Source organism: Streptomyces lomondensis (genome assembly GCF_014651035.1).
In the GTDB taxonomy this organism is placed as follows: domain Bacteria; phylum Actinomycetota; class Actinomycetes; order Streptomycetales; family Streptomycetaceae; genus Streptomyces; species Streptomyces lomondensis.
In genome coordinates, this window is sequence record NZ_BMWC01000003.1 from 35,671 (window position 1) to 53,681 (window position 18,011).

12 protein-coding genes and 2 pseudogenes are annotated in these 18,011 nt (G+C 73.3%); 5 read left to right on the forward strand and 9 right to left on the reverse strand.

Features of this window, described 5'->3' with window-relative positions; all coding sequences use genetic code 11:
- Nucleotides 1-13: 13 nt before the first annotated feature.
- From IE255_RS11715 to IE255_RS11725, 3 genes are all read right to left on the reverse strand, one after another.
- Entirely contained in the window at nt 14-847 is an 834-nt protein-coding gene (locus IE255_RS11715) for a class II glutamine amidotransferase (protein WP_190050153.1), read from the reverse strand.
- Nucleotides 848-1,734: 887 nt separating this feature from the next.
- Nucleotides 1,735-3,405 (reverse strand): ABC-F family ATP-binding cassette domain-containing protein, encoded by a 1,671-nt coding sequence (locus IE255_RS11720; RefSeq protein ID WP_229906372.1) that lies wholly within the window; start codon nt 3,403-3,405, stop codon nt 1,735-1,737.
- 249 nt (nt 3,406-3,654) lie between these two features.
- Nucleotides 3,655-5,700, reverse strand: coding sequence for a SpoIIE family protein phosphatase (locus tag IE255_RS11725; protein ID WP_190050154.1), 2,046 nt, complete (start codon nt 5,698-5,700; stop codon nt 3,655-3,657).
- Nucleotides 5,701-5,897: 197 nt separating this feature from the next.
- Here IE255_RS11725 and IE255_RS11730 point away from each other — a divergent pair, with 197 nt between their 5' ends.
- Together IE255_RS11730 and IE255_RS11735 are read left to right on the forward strand one after the other, a co-directional pair.
- A complete protein-coding gene (locus IE255_RS11730; RefSeq protein WP_190050155.1) occupies nt 5,898-6,728 on the forward strand; it encodes an alpha/beta fold hydrolase in 831 nt (276 codons plus the stop codon).
- 224 nt (nt 6,729-6,952) lie between these two features.
- The gene (locus IE255_RS11735; protein WP_190050156.1) at nt 6,953-10,843 is read left to right on the forward strand and encodes a glycoside hydrolase family 2 TIM barrel-domain containing protein; all 3,891 of its coding nucleotides are present in this window, start codon (nt 6,953-6,955) and stop codon (nt 10,841-10,843) included.
- A gap of 98 nt (nt 10,844-10,941) precedes the next feature.
- Here IE255_RS11735 and IE255_RS40560 read toward each other — a convergent pair whose 3' ends face one another.
- The 3 genes and pseudogenes from IE255_RS40560 to IE255_RS11745 form a co-directional block, all read right to left on the reverse strand.
- Entirely contained in the window at nt 10,942-11,400 is a 459-nt protein-coding gene (locus IE255_RS40560) for an MFS transporter (protein WP_444546187.1), read from the reverse strand.
- Nucleotides 11,380-12,194 (reverse strand): annotated as a pseudogene (locus tag IE255_RS40565) (MFS transporter); the annotation flags it as partial. The gene IE255_RS40560 and the pseudogene IE255_RS40565, both read right to left, overlap by 21 nt.
- Nucleotides 12,118-12,480 carry an ArsR/SmtB family transcription factor gene (locus tag IE255_RS11745; RefSeq protein ID WP_190050157.1) on the reverse strand — a complete coding sequence of 121 codons (363 nt, stop codon included), beginning with the start codon at nt 12,478-12,480 and terminating at the stop codon, nt 12,118-12,120. The pseudogene IE255_RS40565 and the gene IE255_RS11745, both read right to left, overlap by 77 nt.
- Before the next feature lie 133 nt (nt 12,481-12,613).
- Between IE255_RS11745 and IE255_RS11750 the strand changes: the two genes are divergently transcribed.
- The 3 genes and pseudogenes from IE255_RS11750 to IE255_RS11760 all read left to right on the forward strand — a co-directional run bounded on the left by IE255_RS11750 (nt 12,614) and on the right by IE255_RS11760 (nt 15,343).
- On the forward strand, nt 12,614-14,095 hold the full coding sequence (locus IE255_RS11750) for an AlkA N-terminal domain-containing protein (RefSeq protein ID WP_308280916.1): 1,482 nt from the start codon (nt 12,614-12,616) through the stop codon (nt 14,093-14,095).
- 9 nt (nt 14,096-14,104) lie between these two features.
- Nucleotides 14,105-14,590: a methylated-DNA--[protein]-cysteine S-methyltransferase gene (locus tag IE255_RS11755; protein ID WP_190050158.1), complete on the forward strand. Its 486-nt coding sequence runs from the start codon at nt 14,105-14,107 to the stop codon at nt 14,588-14,590.
- A 40-nt stretch (nt 14,591-14,630) separates the two neighbouring features.
- Nucleotides 14,631-15,343, forward strand: a pseudogene (locus IE255_RS11760) (bleomycin resistance protein).
- On the opposite strand, the gene IE255_RS11765 reads toward IE255_RS11760, so the two are convergent.
- The 3 genes from IE255_RS11765 to IE255_RS11775 form a co-directional block, all read right to left on the reverse strand.
- Nucleotides 15,303-16,058 carry an SIR2 family NAD-dependent protein deacylase gene (locus IE255_RS11765; RefSeq protein ID WP_190050159.1) on the reverse strand — a complete coding sequence of 252 codons (756 nt, stop codon included), beginning with the start codon at nt 16,056-16,058 and terminating at the stop codon, nt 15,303-15,305. The pseudogene IE255_RS11760 and the gene IE255_RS11765 sit on opposite strands and share 41 nt — an antisense overlap.
- 77 nt (nt 16,059-16,135) lie before the next feature.
- Nucleotides 16,136-16,630: an NUDIX domain-containing protein gene (locus IE255_RS11770; protein ID WP_190050160.1), complete on the reverse strand. Its 495-nt coding sequence runs from the start codon at nt 16,628-16,630 to the stop codon at nt 16,136-16,138.
- A gap of 57 nt (nt 16,631-16,687) precedes the next feature.
- Nucleotides 16,688-17,761 carry an ADP-ribosylglycohydrolase family protein gene (locus IE255_RS11775; RefSeq protein ID WP_190050161.1) on the reverse strand — a complete coding sequence of 358 codons (1,074 nt, stop codon included), beginning with the start codon at nt 17,759-17,761 and terminating at the stop codon, nt 16,688-16,690.
- Nucleotides 17,762-18,011 lie beyond the last annotated feature (250 nt).

The following is an 18,011-nucleotide window of genomic DNA, read 5'->3' on the forward strand; positions in this document are numbered from 1 at the left end:
ACTGCGGGCGGGCTCAGACGGGCTCGGGCTCGAAGTGCCGCAGCAGGTCCCGGCCGGGCTGGACGACGCCGTAGCTGCTCTCCGGTACGGCGTTCCAGACGCCGGGGAGATCGCCCAGCGGCTCCGACACGACGAGGCGGGTGTCGTCGGAGATGTGCTTCAGGAACGCGAGGTCGGGGTGGAGGGCGCGTACGTCCTCGACGCGGCTGCTGTAGTACAGCGACCGCGCGTCTCCGCCGCTGGCGTACCGGAAGAACCACATCCGTTCCCCGTCGGTCACCGCGACCGTCATCTGGAGGGGCTCCGGCACGCCGTGCTCGTGCCCGAGCCGCTCGATGAGCCCGGCCATACGGGCCACCGCGCCCGGCGGGTCGGCGTCGAGGCCGAGGGTGAGGGCCACGTGGAACATCACCTCGGAGTCCGTCGTGCCCTCGATCGACGGGAACAGCGCCGGGTCCACCGCCATCATCAGGTCCCGGCGCAGCTCGGCGAACCCGGTGATCGCCCCGTTGTGCATCCACATCCAGCGCTCGTGGCGGAAGGGGTGGCAGTTGGTCTGCTGCACGGCCGTCCCGGTGGAGGCGCGCACATGGGCGAAGAACAGGGGCGAGCGGACGTGGTCGGCGATCTCCCTCAGGTTGCGGTTGCTCCAGGCCGGGCCCGTGTCCCGGATGACGGCCGGACTGCGCAGGTGCCACGCGTACCAGCCGACGCCGAAACCGTCGCCGTTGGTCGTCTCGAGCCCCATCCGCGCGTGCAGGCTCTGATCGATCAGCGAGTGCTGCGGGCGGTAGAGGACGTCGTCGAGCAGCACGGGAGTGCCCGAGTAGGCGAGCCAGCGGCACATGGTCGGTACCCCCGTTCCGAGCCGGCCGCGGCGGTGCCGCGCGGCTCTATGGGTGGTGGTGCGGATACGCCTTCCGCGCGAGTACCCGGAACTCGCGGCCCTCCCCCTCGCACTGGTGGGACCCACGGCCACCTGGGGTGACGCGCCACCGGACGGCCACGCCCACGGGCCGTGCCTCCGCCGCCGGAGAGCACGGCCCTGGCCGGTTGCGCGGTGCTTGGCCCCATGGCGCTTGGTGCGCGCGGCGCCCGGTCACGCAGTGCGTGCCCGAGTGCCGCTCCGCGTCACGGCCGGCACCCGATCGCGCGGTGCCGGGTCTAGCGCGGCACCCGTCCGCGCGGCGTCAGGCCCCGCGGGCACTGGGTCCCGCGGGCCTGGTCCGGCGCGGCTCCTGGTCCTGCGGTGGGCGTGGCCGCGTGCGGTGCCGCGGTCTTGTGCGGCGTCTGGCCGTGTCGGGCGGTCGGGTGTGGTGCCGCGTCTGGTCGTGTCGGGCGGCCACGTGTGGTCGTGTCGGGCGGCCACGTGTGGTGTCGTGTCCTGTCCGGTATCTGGTCGTGTCGGGCGGCCACGTGTGGTGTCGTGTCCTGTCCGGTATCTGGCCGTGTCGGGCGGCCACGTGTGGTGTCGTGTCCTGTCCGGTATCTGGCCGTGTCGGGCGGTCACGTGTGGTGTCGCGTCCTGTCCGGCGTCTGGCCGCGTCGGGCGGCCACGTGCGGCGCGTGGCTCCGCGCCGCGCCTGGCTCCGCGCCGCGCCTGGCTCCGCGCCGCGCCTGGCTCCGCGCCGCGCCTGGCTCCGCGCCGCGCCTGGCCCTGCCCCGCGCCCGGTTCCGTGCCGTGCACGGCCGCTCGCCGGCCCCCGTCACGCGCCCGTCACGCCCGGCGTCTCGTCACCGCGTCACCGTCTCCGCCACCCCCTCCGTGTCCGTCGAGCGGTCCCGCGACAGCGTCAGCCGTGGCCAGGTGCTGATGTCGCGTTGCATCTGGCGGTCGTGGGTGGCCAGGATGACCGCCGCGTAGGTGGTGCGCAGGGCTTCGGTGAGTTCGTCGACCAGGGCGATGGACAGGTGGTTGGTGGGCTCGTCCAGCAGCAGGACGTGGGGGCGGGCCGCGACGGCCAGGGCCAGGTCGAGCCGGCGCTGCTGGCCGACCGACAGCTCGGCCACCGGCTTGTCGGCGTCGCGTGAGGTGAGCAGGCCCAGCGAGCCGAGCCCCACCACCTCGCCCTCCTTCAGCACACCCGCCGTGACCAACTGCGCGGTGTGCGCCTCGTAGAGGTCACGGGCCCGCCGGTGCGCCGCCCGCGGCGACTCCTGCCCGAGCAGTCGCAGCCGCACCCCGCGCGCCCGGTGCACCCGGCCCGTGCCCGGGGAGAGCCGCCCGGCCAGGACGGACAGCAGCGTGGACTTGCCCGCCCCGTTCGGACCGGTGACGGCCAGCCGGTCGCCGGACGTCACCGACAGGCTCGCCGCCCGGTGCAGCCGACCGTCGACCGTCACCTCCTCCGCACGCAGCAGGACGACGCCCGGCCGGGCGGGCAGGCCGGGCAGCGAGAGGCGCTGCGGCGGCACCGGCGCGGTGACCTTGTGCCGCTCCAGGTCGTCCTGGCGCCGGTGCACGGAGCGCACCAGGGCCCCGGCACGGGTGGCGCGCTGATGCTTGCCGGTGCCCTTGCCCGGACGCCACCCGGTGATCTGCCGGTTCTGCGCCTCGGACAGGGCCTGCTGGAGCCGGTGGTGCTCGCTCCGCTGCTGCTCGTACTCCTCCTCCCAGCGGGCCAACTCGGCCTCGCGGCCCTCGCGGTAGCCGGCGTAGCCGCCGCCGTGGACGGCCGGGCGGCCGTCCCGCGTGGGGTCGAGGTCGAGGATCGTGGTCGCCACGTCCGCGAGGAGCGCCCGATCGTGGCTGACCACCACGACGCCGCCCGGGTGGGCGCGCAGCCGTGCGGTGAGGTAGTCCAGCCCGGCCAGGTCCAGGTGGTTGGTCGGCTCGTCCAGGAGCAGGAAGTCGTACTCCGCGCCGAGCAGACAGGCCAGCCGGATCCGGTAGCGCTGGCCGACCGACAGCGTGGCCAGCCGACGGGCACGGTCGCTGACCGCGCCGAGTCCGTCCAGGGCGACGTCCACGCGGCGGTCGGCGTCCCAGGCGTCCAGGGCCTGTGCCGCCTCCAGGGCATCGGCGTAGGCCTGTTCGGCCCCGGGGCACTCCGCGGCGAGTGCTTCCGCGGCGGTGTCCAGGTTCCGCAGGGCCGCGCGGGCGTCGGCCAGGTGCTCGTCGACGAAGTCGCCGACCGTGCGCTCGTCCTCGGCGGGCATCTCCTGCTCGGCCAGGGCGAGGGTGCCCACGCGGTGCACGGTTCCCGCGTCCGGCGCCAGGAGGCCGGCCAGGACGTGCAGCAGGGTCGACTTGCCGCGGCCGTTCTCGCCGACGACACCCCACCGGGAACCGGGGGAGACCTTCATCTCGACGTCGTGCAGCACCGTGCGGCCCCCGCGCTCGACGCGGATTCCGGCACAGGTCAGCTGGGCCCGGGCACGAGCGGGCAGGGTAAGGGTGGTCACGTTCTCTTCCTCCGTGAGGAGGGCACACTTCACCCCCGGTTCGGGGGGATGCGAGCGGGCCTTCTGATCCGACGGACGGCCGGGCCCCAGGACGGGGCGGGCCGTGGGCGACGTCGCGGCTCCCGGCGCCTCAGCCCGTGTGCGACACGGCGTGTGAGGGGCGCGGAGCCAGTGGCCCGGATCAGAGGTAGAGAACGTAACTCACACCAGCATGCTAACAGTTGCGGCCCGAGCCGCCCCTCCGCACGCTCAGGCGCGGGCGCGCACCAGCAGGAGCGCGACATCGTCGTCGGGCTCCGGACGCAGCGCGCCGAGGAGGCTGTCGCCGGCCCGCTGCAGGCTGGGGCCCGGGGTCTCCAGGAGGCGGGTCAGCGTGCTGAGCCCGGTGTCGATCGGCTCCCCGCGGTTCTCGACCAGACCGTCGGTGTAGAGGGCGAGCAGGGAGCCCGGCGCGAAGTCGACTTCGACGGTGCCGAACTCGACACCCCCGACCCCGAGCGGAACGCCGCCCGGCACGTCGACGAGCTTCGCGCCGCCGTCCGCCCCGGCGAGCACGGGCGGCAGATGACCCGCGCTGGACAGGGCGCAGGTGCCGCGCCCCAGGTCGCACACGGCGTACACGCAGGTGGCGATCGCGTCGCCGAGCGAGCCGGCGATGTCGTCGAGGTGCCGCAGCAGCTCGGCGGGCGGCAGGTCGAGGCGGGCCAGCGCCCGCGTCGCCGTGCTCAGCTGCCCCATGATCGCCGCGGCCTGGACGCCCTTGCCCATCACGTCCCCCACGACGAGCCCGGTCCGTCCCGGCCCCAGCGGCAGCACGTCGTACCAGTCGCCGCCGACCTCGCTGAGGGCCGGCCGGTAGCGGGCGGCGATGTCGAGCCCCTCCCGCTCGGCGGGCGTACTGGGGAGCAGACTGCGCTGGAGGGTCAGCGCGGTGCCGCGCTCCCGTCCGTAGAGGCGGGCGTTGTCTATGCAGATCGCGGCGCGGGCGGCGAGTTCCGAGGCGAGCAGCTGGTCCCGGTCGTCGAAGGGGCGCTCATTGACCGTGCGGTACAGCGAGAGCGTGCCGAGCACCTTGCCCCGGGCCATCAGCGGCAGCGCCAGGTAGGAGTGGGCGCCGGCCTCGTGCAGGGCCTGGGCGGCCCGCGCGTCCCGGGCGAGGCGGCGCAGCATCTTCGGGTCCACGCGCTCGACCAGGACCGGGCGGGCCCGGCGGACGCACTGCGTGATGACCCGTGACGAACCGTAGGTCGCCAGCTCGCCCACCGGATCGGCGGCGTGGATGGCGTCGGTGGGATAGCCCGCCGCGACGGCCAGCGCCCGGAACTCGGCCGGGGCGCCGCCCGACACGGGCGTGATGGTGCCGTGGGCCACGACCGACTCCAGGACGTCGACGGCCGCCAGGTCGGCCAGTTGCGGCACGACCACCTCGGCCAGCTCCCGGGCGGTCTGCTGGAGGTCGAGGGTGGTGCCGATCCGCACGCCCGCGTCGGCGATCACCGACAGGTGCTGGCGGGCCTGGGCGACCTCGGCCGAGGCCTGCTGGCGCTCGGTGATGTCCAGCACGGCCATCGCGAGACCGAGCACCCGCCCGTCGGTGTCCTCGATGCGGTGGTACGACTCCGAGTAGGCGCGGTCCTGGGCGTCCGCCACCGTACGGCCGATGGTCTGCTGGTCGAGCAGGGGTGTGCCGGTCTGCAGGACGTGCCGCATCCGGGCCTCGATGGCCGCCACGTCCAGGCCCGGCAGCACCTCGCCGATCCGGCGCCCCACCACGGCCTCCTCGGGGACGCCGTTCATCCGCTCCAGCGCGGGGTTCACGCCGACCCAGCGCAGGTCGTTGTCGAAGACGGCGATGCCGAGCGGGGTCTGGTTGACCAGGCTGTGCGAGAGGGCGAGGTCCCGCTCCACGTTCCGTACGGTCGTCGCGTCCGCGGCCAGGCCCAGCAGGTGGGGCTGCCCGCCGGGGTCGAGGAGGCGCATCGTGCGGAACTCCACGGCGCGGTCCGTGCCGTCGCGGTGTCGCAGCGGGAAGACACCGGCCCACCGGCCCCCCGAACTGACCTGCGCGAACAGCTCCCTGCCGCGGGGGCGGTTCTCGGGCGCGACCAGGAGTGTGTCGGCGCGCTGCCGCAGGGCCTCCTCGGCGGTGTAGCCGAGCAGCTGCTCGATCTCGGGGCTCCACAGGGCGATGTGCCCGGTCCCGTCCAGGACCACGGCGGCGACCTTCAGCAGGTCCAGCAGCCCGCCGGGTGCGGCCGTGACGGCGTCGCGGTCCGAGGTCGCATACCCGTTCATGCGAGCCGCTCCTTCCGGCGCGGCAAAGGTACCGCCAAGATCCGTTGCTCAGGCTGTCCGATGAGGTCACATTACGGTCGGGAGAGCGACACTGTCGCGCCGAAATGACAAAAAAATCGCGGCTCGGTCCGCAGAGAATCGTGGCTCGGTCCGCAGAGAATCGTGGGCCGGTCCACGGAGAGAGGGGAAGAGGCATCTTGGGTGACTGGACATTGCGGGAGAGCCTGGCCACCGCGTCGGGGACCGTGCGCTGGGACCGGCTCGGGGACCCCGGGGGCGAGCCGGTCGTGCTGCTGCACGGGACGCCCTTCTCGTCGTACGTGTGGCACGAGATCGCCCCCGCTCTCGCCGCCTCGGGACATCACGTCCACGTGTGGGACATGCCGGGCTACGGCACCTCCGAGATGCACCCGGGCCAGGACGTCTCGCTGGGCGCTCAGGGCGAGGTGTTCGGGGAGCTGCTGGCGCACTGGGGCCTGCGGGAGCCGTCCGTCGTCGCCCACGACTTCGGCGGGTGCGTGGCACTGCGCGCCCATCTGCTGCACGGGGCCCGCTACCGGCGGCTCGCGCTGGTCGACCCCGTGGCCTTGAGGCCTTGGGGTTCCCCCTTCTTCCGGCTGGTCGGCGAGCACAGCCACGTCTTCGAGCAGGTGCCGGCCGCGCTGCACCAGGCCCTGGTGCGCGAGTACGTCACCTCCGCCAGCCACGCCGGGCTGCGCCCCGCCACGCTCGACGCGCTGGTCCGGCCCTGGACGGGGGAGCGGGGACAGGCCGCCTTCTACCGCCAGATCGCGCAGGCCGACCAGCGCTACACCGACGACATCCAGCCGCTGTACCCCACGATCGACCTGCCGGTGACGGTCTGCTGGGGCACCGAGGACACCTGGATCCCCTTCGCCAAGGGGCGGGAACTGGCCGCCCTGATCCCGGGCGCACGGCTGGTGCCCGTCCCGGAGGCCGGTCACCTCGTCCCGCTGGACGCGCCCGCCCGGCTGACGAGCGAGATACTCGCCTTCCTCAGGGGCTGAACGATCTGCGTCGGGGGCTAATCATCAGGACCGCACAAAGTCCGACGGGGTCATTGCTTCGGTTGTGTTCGAGTCCTAGGGTGTGCCTGCTCAGCAGTTGCTCCGTCACCGTCAGTTGCCACGATTCTCAACAGAAACACCCATCACCGGTGGGCAGTTGAGGAGCGCATCTGACGTGCCCTCAGTCCGTGCAGCACCCTGTCGAACCGAGGAAGGCCACGGTCATGCCGCACCCGCACCCGTCCCCCGCCGACCGGCCCGTCGTCAGCCGTCGTCGTCTGCTCGAAGGCGGCGCCGCCGTGCTCGGCGCGCTCGCCCTGTCCGCGTCGCCCGCCACGGCGTACGCGGCCGGCCGGCGACCGGCGGCGGACGGCCCGCCGGAGTGGAACGACGGCCTGTCCGTGTACCGCGTGGGCACCGAGCCGCCGCACACCACGCTCACGCCGTACGCGGACCTCGGACAGGCCCTGGCCGGTGACCGCGAGCGCTCGCCGTACCGGCTGAGCCTCGACGGCACGTGGAAGTTCGCCTACGCCGACCGCCCCGACGACCGGGACGCCGACTTCCACCGCACCGACGTCGACGACTCCGGCTGGGACACCATCCCCGTGCCCTCGGCCTGGCAGCTGCACGGCTACGACTTCCCGATCTACGTCAACATCACCTACCCCTGGTGGGGCCCGAACGGCGGCGGCGAGGACGCGCAGCCGCCGGCCGCCCCGACCCGCTACAACCCCGTCGGCCAGTACCGCCGTACGTTCACCGTCCCCCGGAACTGGTCGGGCCGGCGCACCTTCCTGCACTTCGAGGGCGTGAAGTCCGCCCACTACGTGTGGATCAACGGCGAGCTGGTGGGCTACCACGAGGACTCCTACACCTCCGCCGAGTACGACATCACCGCCCACCTCAAGCCGGGCACCAACCAGATCGCCGTCGAGGTGTACCGCTACTCCGACGCGGAGTGGCTGGAGGACCAGGACATGATCCGGCTGAGCGGCATCTTCCGCTCGGTCCACCTGTACTCGACGCCCAACGTGCACCTGCGCGACTTCAAGCTCGACACCCCGCTCGGCGACGGCTACACCTCCGCCGAGCTCAAGGTCACCGCGCACGTCCGCGACTACGGCGGCGAGGGCGCGGGCCGCTACACCGTCGAGACCCAGCTGTACGACGCCCGCGGTCACGCCGTCTGGTCGCGGCCCCTGAACCTGCCCGCCGACGTCCCCGACGGCGACGAGGCCACCGTCGAGGCGTCCAGAGCCGTCCCCTCGCCGCGGCTCTGGTCGGCCGAGCACCCGAACCTCTACACCGCCGTGCTGCGGCTGCGCGACCCGTCCGGCAAGGTCGTCGAGACGCTCTCGCACCGGGTGGGCTTCCGCGAGTTCGCGCTCAAGGACGGCCTGATGCGCATCAACGGCAAGCCGGTGTCCTTCCGCGGCACCAACCGGCACGAGATGCACCCCGTCACCGGCTCCGCGCTCACCCGCGCGCAGATGGTCGAGGACATCGAGATCATCAAGCGGCTCAACATCAACAGCGTCCGCACCTCGCACTACCCCAACAGCCCGCTGTGGCTCGAACTCGCCGACGAGTACGGCCTGTACCTCGTCGACGAGACCAACCTGGAGACCCACGGCATCCGCGACCGGTACCCCGGCAGCGGCCACCCCGAGTGGACCGAGGCGTGTGTGGTGCGCGCCCAGAACATGGTCCACCGCGACAAGAACCACGCCTCGGTGGTCATCTGGTCCCTCGGCAACGAGGCCGGCGGCGGCACCACGTTCAACGCCATGTACGACTGGATCCGCTCCTACGACCCCACCCGCGTCATCCAGTACGAGGGCGACGACCGCCCGGGCATCAGCGACATCCGCTCCGAGATGTACGACAGCCCGCAGCGGGTCGAGCAGCGCGCCAAGGACACCAGTGACACCCGGCCGTACGTGATGATCGAGTACTCGCACGGCATGGGGAACTCCAACGGCAACTTCAAGAAGTACTGGGACATCGTCCGCCGCTACGACGTCCTCCAGGGCGGCTGGATCTGGGACTTCGCCGACCAGGCCCTGCGCTGGCCCACCCCCACCCGCAAGCTGCTCACCGAGTCCGGCCCGGGCGCGCTGCGCGGCGAGATCATCGCGCCGGCCGGCACCTTCGACCGCGCCAAGGGCGTCTCCGGCGGCACCGTCTTCCCCCGCGACCCCGGCCTCGACCTCACCGGCTCCCTCACGCTGGAGGCCTGGGTCACCCCGGACGTGGCCTACGGCCACCAGCCCATCCTCGCCAAGGGCGACACCCAGTACGCCCTCAAGCAGACCGACAGGAACCTGGAGTTCTTCATCCACGGCGGCGGCCAGTGGGTCACCGCGAACTGGGCCCTGCCCGACGACTGGACGGGCAAGGAGCACCACATCGCGGGCGTCTTCGACGCGGACGCCGGCACGCTCACCCTGTACGTCGACGGCCAGGTGCGCGGCACCCGCACCACCACCCGGCGCCCCGCCGTCAACACCGCGTCCCTGGCGCTCGCCACCGATGTCGACAACCCCACCCGCGAGTTCAGCGGCACCATCCGCCGGGCCCGCGTGTACGCCCGCGCGCTCAGCGCGTCGGAGCTGGCCTCCGACAGCCGCGGTCCGGACGACGAGGGCGTGCGGTTCTGGTTCGACGCCGCCACCGTCGGCGTCACCGAGCAGCGCCCGCGCGACAAGACGTTCTACGCCTACGGCGGCGACTGGGGTGACAACCCGAACGACGGCGCCTTCGCCGGGGACGGCATCGTCCTGCCCGACCGCGCCCTCACCGGCAAGTCCGCCGAGGTCAAGCAGATCTACCAGGCGATCAACGCCACCTCGGCCTCGGGCGGCCCCGGCGCCGTCACCCTCACCAACGAGTACCTCTTCACCGACCTGCGCGAGTTCGACGGCCGCTGGTCCCTCGTCGCCGACGGCAAGGTCGTCCAGCGCGGCCGGCTGACCCGCGACCAGCTCAGTGTCGCACCGCTGACCAGCAAGGACATCAAGGTCCCGGTCCGGCTGCCCGCCAAGCCCGAACCCGGCACCGAGTACTTCCTGGAGCTCTCCTTCACCACCAAGGAGCGCACCAAGTGGGCGAAGGCCGGCTTCGAGGTGGCCAAGCAGCAGCTCGCCCTCGACGCGGGCAGCCCGGCCGTGAAACCAACGCCGCTGAGCAGCGTGCCCGCCCTGCGCCACACCGACGGCGACACGACCGTCACGGTCAAGGGGAAGGGCTTCTCCGTCACCGTCGACAAGAGCAGCGGCACCATCACCTCGTACGAGGCGGCCGGCACCCCTCTGATCACCTCCGGGCCCGTCCCGAACTTCTGGCGGGCGCCCACCGACAACGACCGGGGCAACGGCCACCACACCCGCAACCAGACGTGGCGCGACGCCGGGGCGCGGCGGAAGGTGGCGGACGTCCGGGTGCGGCCGCTGAGCGACCGGGCCGTCGAGATCACCTGCACCGGCACGCTGCCCACCAGCGCGCAGTCCACCTACAGCACGACCTACACGGTCTTCGGCAACGGCGAGATCAAGGTCGACAACACCCTGCACCCGGGCGCGGCGAACCTGCCGTACATCCCCGAGGTCGGCACCCTGCTGTTCCTGCCGCGCCGCCTTGACCGGCTGCACTACTACGGCCGCGGCCCCGAGGAGAACATGTGGGACCGCAACAACGCCACCGACGTGGGCCTGTACTCCGGCACCGTCTCCGGGCAGTGGACCCCCTATCTGCGCCCCCAGGAGAACGGCAACAAGACCGACGTCCGCTGGGCCGCGCTGACGGACTCCGGCGGCCGCGGACTGCTCGTCTGCGGTGAGCCGCTGGTGGAGGTGAACGCCTCGCACTTCACGCCCGAGGACCTGTCGGTCGGGGCCCGCCACGACTACCAGCTCACGCCCCGCGACGCGGTGGTCCTCCGGGTCAACCACCGCCAGACGGGCGTGGGCGGCGACAACAGCTGGGGCGCGCACCCGCACGACGAGTTCAAGCTGTTCGCCAACCGCGACTACGCGTACACCTACCGGCTGCGTCCCCTGACGGACGTGACCGACGCGATGGCCCTCTCGCGCCGCCCGACAGCGGCGGAGTAGGCGGAGCGGACCGGGGCACGGGCCGGGGAGCGCGTTCGGCTCCCCGGCCCGTGCCCCGTGCTGGCAGCGGTCCCATCGCCATGGGGACCACCGGCGGCCTACGCGCCGACCGTACGGCGCCGCCGTACCCCCACCGCCACGGCGACCGCCACCGGCCCGGCGGCCAGCAGCGCCGCCAGCGCCCCGTACCCGTACGTCAGCGTCGTCGCCGCGGCCACCCCGGCGACGAGCAACGGGCCGCCCGCGTCCCCCAGTTCGCGCCCGAGCTCGGCGGTGCCCATGGTCTGGCCGAGGCGTTCCCGAGGGGTGGACGAGGCCAGGGCCGCGAAGCCGAGCGGGGTGATCAGGCCGGTGCCCGTGCCGATCAGGGCGGCGGCGAGCAGGACGCCCGGCAGGCCGGGCAGCATCGCCGAGGCGAGACCGGCCGCCGTGAGCAGCAGACCGGCGGTGAGCCCGGAACGCGGCGTGATCCGGCCGGTGTCCAGGGCCCGCCCCGCACGCGGCTGGACGACCGCCGCGCAGGCGGCCAGCACCGATACCGCGGCCCCGGTCGCCACCGTCCCCAGCCCGGCCACCGCACCCGACACCGGCAGGAAGCCCACCCCGACCGACAGCGCGGCCGTCGCCCCCGCCAGCGCCGCCGTCGGGACCAGGAACACCGGGTCGGCCAGCCGCCGCGCCAGGTCCAGCACCGTCTGCCGGGCCCGGGGAAGGGGCGCCACGACGGGCACGGCCACCAGCGCCCACACCGCGACCCCGGCGCCCAGCACCGCCAGCACGGCGAACAGCAGCCACAGCCCGCCCGCCCACATCAGCAGCCCGCCGAGCAGCGGCCCGAGCGTGTAGCCGACCGACTTGTAAAAGCCGTAACTACCGAACGCCCGCCCGTGTTTCGCCGCCGGGTTCAGCCGGGCCACCAGGGCGGCGGCCGCCGGCGAGACGCCGAGGCCGCCGCGCCCTGCCCGAGCCGGGCGGCCCACAGCCAGCCGGGGGAGCCGGCCAGGGCGTACACCGCGGAGGCGGCGGCGAAGGCCAGCAGCCCGCCCAGCAGCACGGGCCGCGCGCCCACCCGGTCGGCCAGCGTGCCGAACACCGGCTTCAGCAGCACCTCCGCCCCGTCGTACAGCGCCAGCAGCCCGCCGAGCACGAGCAGTGAGGTGACCGCGTCCTCGCCGGAGGCGCCCAGGTTCGCGGCGATGCCGTGCGCCCCGAAGGCGGTGGTGAAGCCGGCCGCGTACAGGGGCCACATCCGGCGCGCGGACGCCGGGGCCGGCTCACTCGGCGGTGTCACTGATGCCCAGGCGCAGGTGCTCCACGTGGTACACGGCCTGGTCGAGCAGCTCGGCGACATGGTGGTCGTGCAGCGCGTAGACGACCGAACGGCCGCGTCGCTCGCCGACCACCAGGCCCAGGTTGCGCAGCAGCCGCAGCTGGTGCGAACAGGCCGACTGCTCCATGCCCACCTCGGCGGCCAACTCCGTGGCCGGCAGCGGGCCTTCCCGCAGCCGCGCCAGGATCAGCAGCCGGGAGGGTGTGGACAGGGCCTGGAGCGTGGTGGCGACCTTCGCGACGTTGTCCGCGTCCAGGCGTACGCGCTCGCTGGCGTCCTGCGCGGGGATGACGGCTCCATGACCCATGACGTCATCGTACCGGCCCCCACACGAACACATGAATGAATCTTCATCTGTGCCTGCCGGGCGGTGCCGCGCGCACAGGTCGATGTCGGATTCTCGCCAGACCCGGCCCCCGCCGGTGCCCGATGCTGGACGCATGCAGATGGGGATGCACACCGACACCGAGCGCTGCGTGCGCGCCGTCCAGTCCAAGGACGCGCGGTTCGACGGATGGTTCTTCACGGCCGTCCTGACGACCCGCATCTACTGCCGACCCAGTTGCCCGGTGGTGCCGCCCAAGCCGGAGAACATGGTCTTCCACCCGAGCGCGGCGGCCTGCCAGCAGGCCGGGTTCCGGGCCTGCAAGCGGTGCCGGCCCGACACCAGCCCGGGCTCGCCGGAGTGGAACCAGCGCGCCGACCTCGTGGCCCGCGCCATGCGGCTGATCGCGGACGGCGTCGTCGACCGCGAGGGCGTGCCGGGCCTGGCCGCCCGGCTCGGCTACAGCACCCGGCAGATCGAGCGCCAGCTGCTCGCCGAACTGGGCGCCGGCCCCCTCGCGCTCGCCCGTGCCCAGCGCGCACAGACGGCCCGGCTGCTCATCGAGACGACGCCCCTGCCGATGGCACAGATCGCCTTCGCCGCCGGCTTCTCCTCGATCCGCACCTTCAACGACACGGTCCGCGAGGTCTTCGCCCTGTCCCCGAGCGAGCTGCGGACCCGGGCGCCGAAGACGAGCACCGGCGGTACCGCGGGCGCGCTGACACTGCGCCTGCCGTTCCGCGCCCCCCTCAACCCCGACAACCTCTTCGGCCACCTGGCCGCCACCGCCGTACCCGGCGTGGAGGAGTGGCGCGACGGCGCCTACCGGCGCACGCTCCGGCTGCCGTACGGCCACGGCATCGTGGCCCTCACCCCGAACCCCGACCACATCGCCTGCCGCCTCACCCTCAGCGACCTGCGCGACCTCACCGTCGCGATCAGCCGCTGCCGCCGCATGCTCGACCTGGACGCGGACCCGGTCGCCATCGACGACCAGCTGCGCACGGACCCGGTCCTCGCCCCGCTGGTCGACAAGGCACCGGGCCGCCGGGTGCCGCGCACGGTCGACGAGGCGGAGTTCGCCGTCCGGGCCGTGCTCGGCCAGCAGGTCTCCACGGCCGCCGCCCGCACCCACGCGGCCCGCCTGGTCACCGCGCACGGCGACCCGGTCGACGACCCCGAGGGCGGCCTCACCCACCTCTTCCCGTCCCCCGAGGCACTCGCGGAGGCCGACCCGGAGTCGCTGGCCATGCCCCGCACCCGCCGGGCCACCTTCACCACCCTGGTCCGCCGGCTCGCCGACGGCTCCCTCCAGCTGGGCGTGGAGAGCGACTGGCCGCAGACCCGCGCGCAGCTCCTGGCCCTGCCCGGCTTCGGCCCCTGGACGGCCGATGTGATCGCCATGCGCGCCCTCGGCGACCCCGACGCCTTCCTCGCCACCGACCTCGGCATCCGCCGCGCCGCCCGGGAACTGGGCCTGCCCTCGACCCCGGCCGCGCTCACCGCCCGCGCGGCGGCCTGGCGCCCCTGGCGGGCGTACGCCGTCCAGTACCTCTGGGCGACCGACAGCCACCCCATCAACTTCCTTCCGGTATAGGGACGTTCCATGAAGCAGCACACCGTGACCGACAGCCCGTACGGCCCCCTCACCCTCGTCGCCGACGACGGCGTCCTGTGCGGCCTCTACATGACCGAGCAGCGCCACCGCCCCCCCGAGGAGACCTTCGGCCCGCGCGACGACACCCTCTTCGCGGAGGCGGAGGAGCAGCTGAAGGCCTACTTCGCGGGCGAGCTCAAGGAGTTCACCGTCGAACTGCGCCTGAATGGCACCCCGTTCCAGCGCGCTGTCTGGGACCGGCTGCGCCGCATCCCGTACGGCGAGACCCGCACCTACGGCGAACTCGCCGACGCCCTCGGCACCCCCACCGCCTCCCGCGCGGTCGGCCTCGCCAACGGCCGCAACCCCGTCGGCATCATCGTCCCCTGCCACCGCGTCATCGGCGCGAACGGCGGCCTGACCGGCTACGGCGGCGGCCTGGACCGCAAGCGGCGCCTGCTGGACTTCGAGCGGGGCGCCGCGCTTTTCAACTGAGCGGATCCTCAGTCTAGTCAATTTTGACTAGACTGAGGGCATGCCGGAGAAAACGATCCCGATCCTCCCGTGCCGGGCCCTCCCGCCCGTTCTCGACTTCTACACCGCCCTCGGCTTCGAGGTGACGTACCAGCAGCGCAGCCCCAACCCGTACGCCGTCGTGGAACGCGGCGGCATCGAGCTCCAGTTCTTCGCGACGAGCACTGCGAGCCCGACCGATCGCTCAGCACCTGCTACGTCCTGACCGACGACGTCGACGGCCTCTACCAGGCGTTCCGCGCGGGGCTCCGGGCGGCGTACGGCAGGGTCCCCACCCGGGGGCTGCCGCGGTTCGGGTCGGTCAAGGACATGTCGTACGGCGTGCGGCAGTTCCTGATGACCGATCCCGGCGGCAACTGCGTCCGCGTCGGGCAGCGCACCGGCGAGACCCGGGACCACGGACCCGCACCCGAGGAGACCTTCGCGCGGGCCCTGCACCACGCGTCCCTCCTCGCGGACTCCAAGGGCGACGCGGCGGGCGCCGCGAAGGTGATCGACCGCGTGCTGGGCATGACGGACGAGACACCGACGCGCCTCCAGCTGCTTCAGCTCCTCGTCCTGCGCGCGGACGCCGCGGGACGACTCGGCGACCAGGAGACGGCGGCGACCGCCCTGGCCCGGGCCGCCGCGGTCGACCTCACCGACGCCGAGCGCGACCTGGCCCGGGACGCGCTCACGCGCCTGGAGGACCTGCGGGCCGCTCCTCGGCCGTGAGGCCGCGCAACACCTCGGGCAGGGCCGTGCCGATGGGTTCGCGGACGATCTCGTCGGCACGGTCGTCGTACGGCGTCGGCTCCGCGTTGACGATGATCAGGCGGGCGCCGTGGTCGGCGGCGACACCGGCGAGGCCGGCGGCGGGCTGGACCTGAAGGCTCGTGCCGACGGCGACCATCACCTGGCAGGCCTTGCTGATGGCGACCGCCTCGCCGAGCACGACGGGGTCGAGCCGCTCGCCGAACATCACCGTCGCCGACTTCATGATCCCGCCGCACTCCAGGCACGGCGGATCGTCCTCACCGGCCTCGACCCGCGCGAGCGCGTCCTCCATGGGGCCGCGCGCGTGGCAGCCGGTGCACACGAAACTCCGCGCCGTGCCGTGCAGTTCGAGCACCTTGCGGGCGGGCATCCCGGCGAGCTGGTGCAGCCCGTCCACGTTCTGCGTGATCACCCGCACGGGCACCCCGGACCGCTCCAGCTCGGCGACCGCCCGGTGCGCGGCGTTGGGCTCCGCCTGGAGCGTCCGGTTCCCGCGCCGCATCTGCCAGGAGCGGCGGCGGATCTCCGGGTCGCCCATGTAGTACTCGTACGTGACGAGCTTCTCGGCCTCCGGATCCCGCCGCCACAGCCCGTTCGGCCCGCGGTAGTCCGGGATCCCGGAGTCCGTGCTGATACCGGCACCGGTGAGCAGCGCGACGAGTGGCTTGACCATGTCACCGAGGGTAGGCCGGGCCGTACCGGAGCGGCGAGCGGATATCGAACGGGGCGGTGCCGAGCGGACGGCCCGGGTCAGGACACCCGGTGGCCGTTCTCCAGCTCCGCCGTGCCCGAGCCGTCCGCCAGGACGTCCAGCCCGGCCAGGACCCGGCGGCCGAGCGCGCCCGGCAGGTACTCGGTGAGCTCCTCGCGTGCAACCAGCCGCCAGGACAGCAGCTCCTCCTCCTGGAGACGGATCGCCTTGAGGTCGTCCTCGCCCAGCACGCCGCCGTCGTACAGGTAGGCCACCAGCGGCGGCCGGCCCGTGCCGTGCACCCAGTCGACCGCCAGCAGCCGGCCCAGCTCACGGTCCAGGCCGATCTCCTCGGCCGTCTCGCGCCGCGCGCCCTGGCGCGGGGTCTCGCCGCCGTCGGACTCGACGGTGCCGCCCGGCAGCGCCCAACCCTCCCGGTAGTTGGGCTCGACGAGCAGCACACGGCCCTCGCCGTCCCGGAACAGCGCGGCGGCGCCGGCCAGGACGCGGGGCAGGGACGCGATGTAGGCGGCGAAGTCAGGTGAGGTGGTCATCGGTGCAGGGTAACCACCGGCTGCCGCCTCATCCGCACGGGAACCGGTTCCCACCGGTCAGGCCGCCGACTCCGCCAGCCGCACCGTCCGCTCCGCCAGCTCGCTGATCCGCACCCCGTCGAAGCCGAACACGGCACTGCGGACCGTGTCCTCCAGCGGAGCCTTCCACTGGTCCGGGATGGCCGCCGCCCCGCCGAACACGCCCGCGACGGAACCCGCCGTCGCGCCGTTGGAGTCGGTGTCCAGGCCACCGCGGACGGTCAGCGTGATGGTCCGGGTGAAGTCGCCGTCGCCGTAGAGCAGGCCGGCGGTCAGGACGGCCGCGTTCGGGACGGTGTGGATCCAGCCCATCCCGAGGGTCTCCTCCGCGAGCGTGGTGAGCGTGTCCTCCCAGGACAGCCCGGTGTCGTGCAGGGAGGCCACCCGGCGTACCGTGCGGGCCAGGCGACTGCTCCCCGGGATCACGGCCAGGGCCTCGTCGACGGCGTGCCGCACCGTGGGCGCCGTGAACGCCGCCGCGATCAGCGCCGCCGCCCACATCGCCCCGTAGACCCCGTTGCCCGTGTGCGACAGCACCGCGTCCCGCCGGGCCAGCGAGGCGGCCCGGCGCGGCACGCCCGGGCAGGTCCAGCCGAAGATGTCGGCCCTGATCAGCGCCCCGATCCACTCCTGGTACGGGTTGTCGTACGTCGCGGTCAGCGGTGGCTTGAGCCCGTTGGCGAGGTTGCGGTACGCGACCCGCTCGGCGGTGAACGTCTGCAGGTACGGCAGCCGCAGCAGCCACAGGTCGCCGACCTGCTCGGTGCTGAACCCGAAGCCGTGCGTCTCCAGCAGGTCCAGGCCGAGGATCGCGTAGTCGACGTCGTCGTCGCGGCAGCTGCCGTGGATGCGGCCGCGGACGCACTGGCGCCATTCGGGGCGCAGCTCGAAGCCGTCGTGTTCGCTGATCGGCTCGGGCAGGTAGTCGGTCAGCGGCAGCGCGGCGGCCTCCCGCAGGTAGCGGTCGATGCGGTCGCGCGTCCACACCTCGCCCTGCTCGACCGGCTTGCCGAGCATGTTGCCCGCGATGCGGCCCTGCCAGCCGCCGAGGATGCGGTCGGTGAGGTCTGTCTCCGTGCGCGCAAGGGCCATGGTGATGGTCTACCCGGTTTCAGCAGGACGCCCCAGGGGCGGGTGCTGCGGTGTGCGCGCGGCTGCGGGTCCGTTGTGGTTGGTCGCGCCCGCGCGGCGGTAGCCGCACATGTGACACAGCCCCGCGCCCCTGAGCCCGGTCCATAGGATGGGCGGAGGCTGACGACTGGGACTTCCTCCGGTTAAGGTCGCTGCGGCGCGACTGGCCCTGACGTGCGTGAGGGCCCGGAGAGCAAGGGGAGTGCGAGTG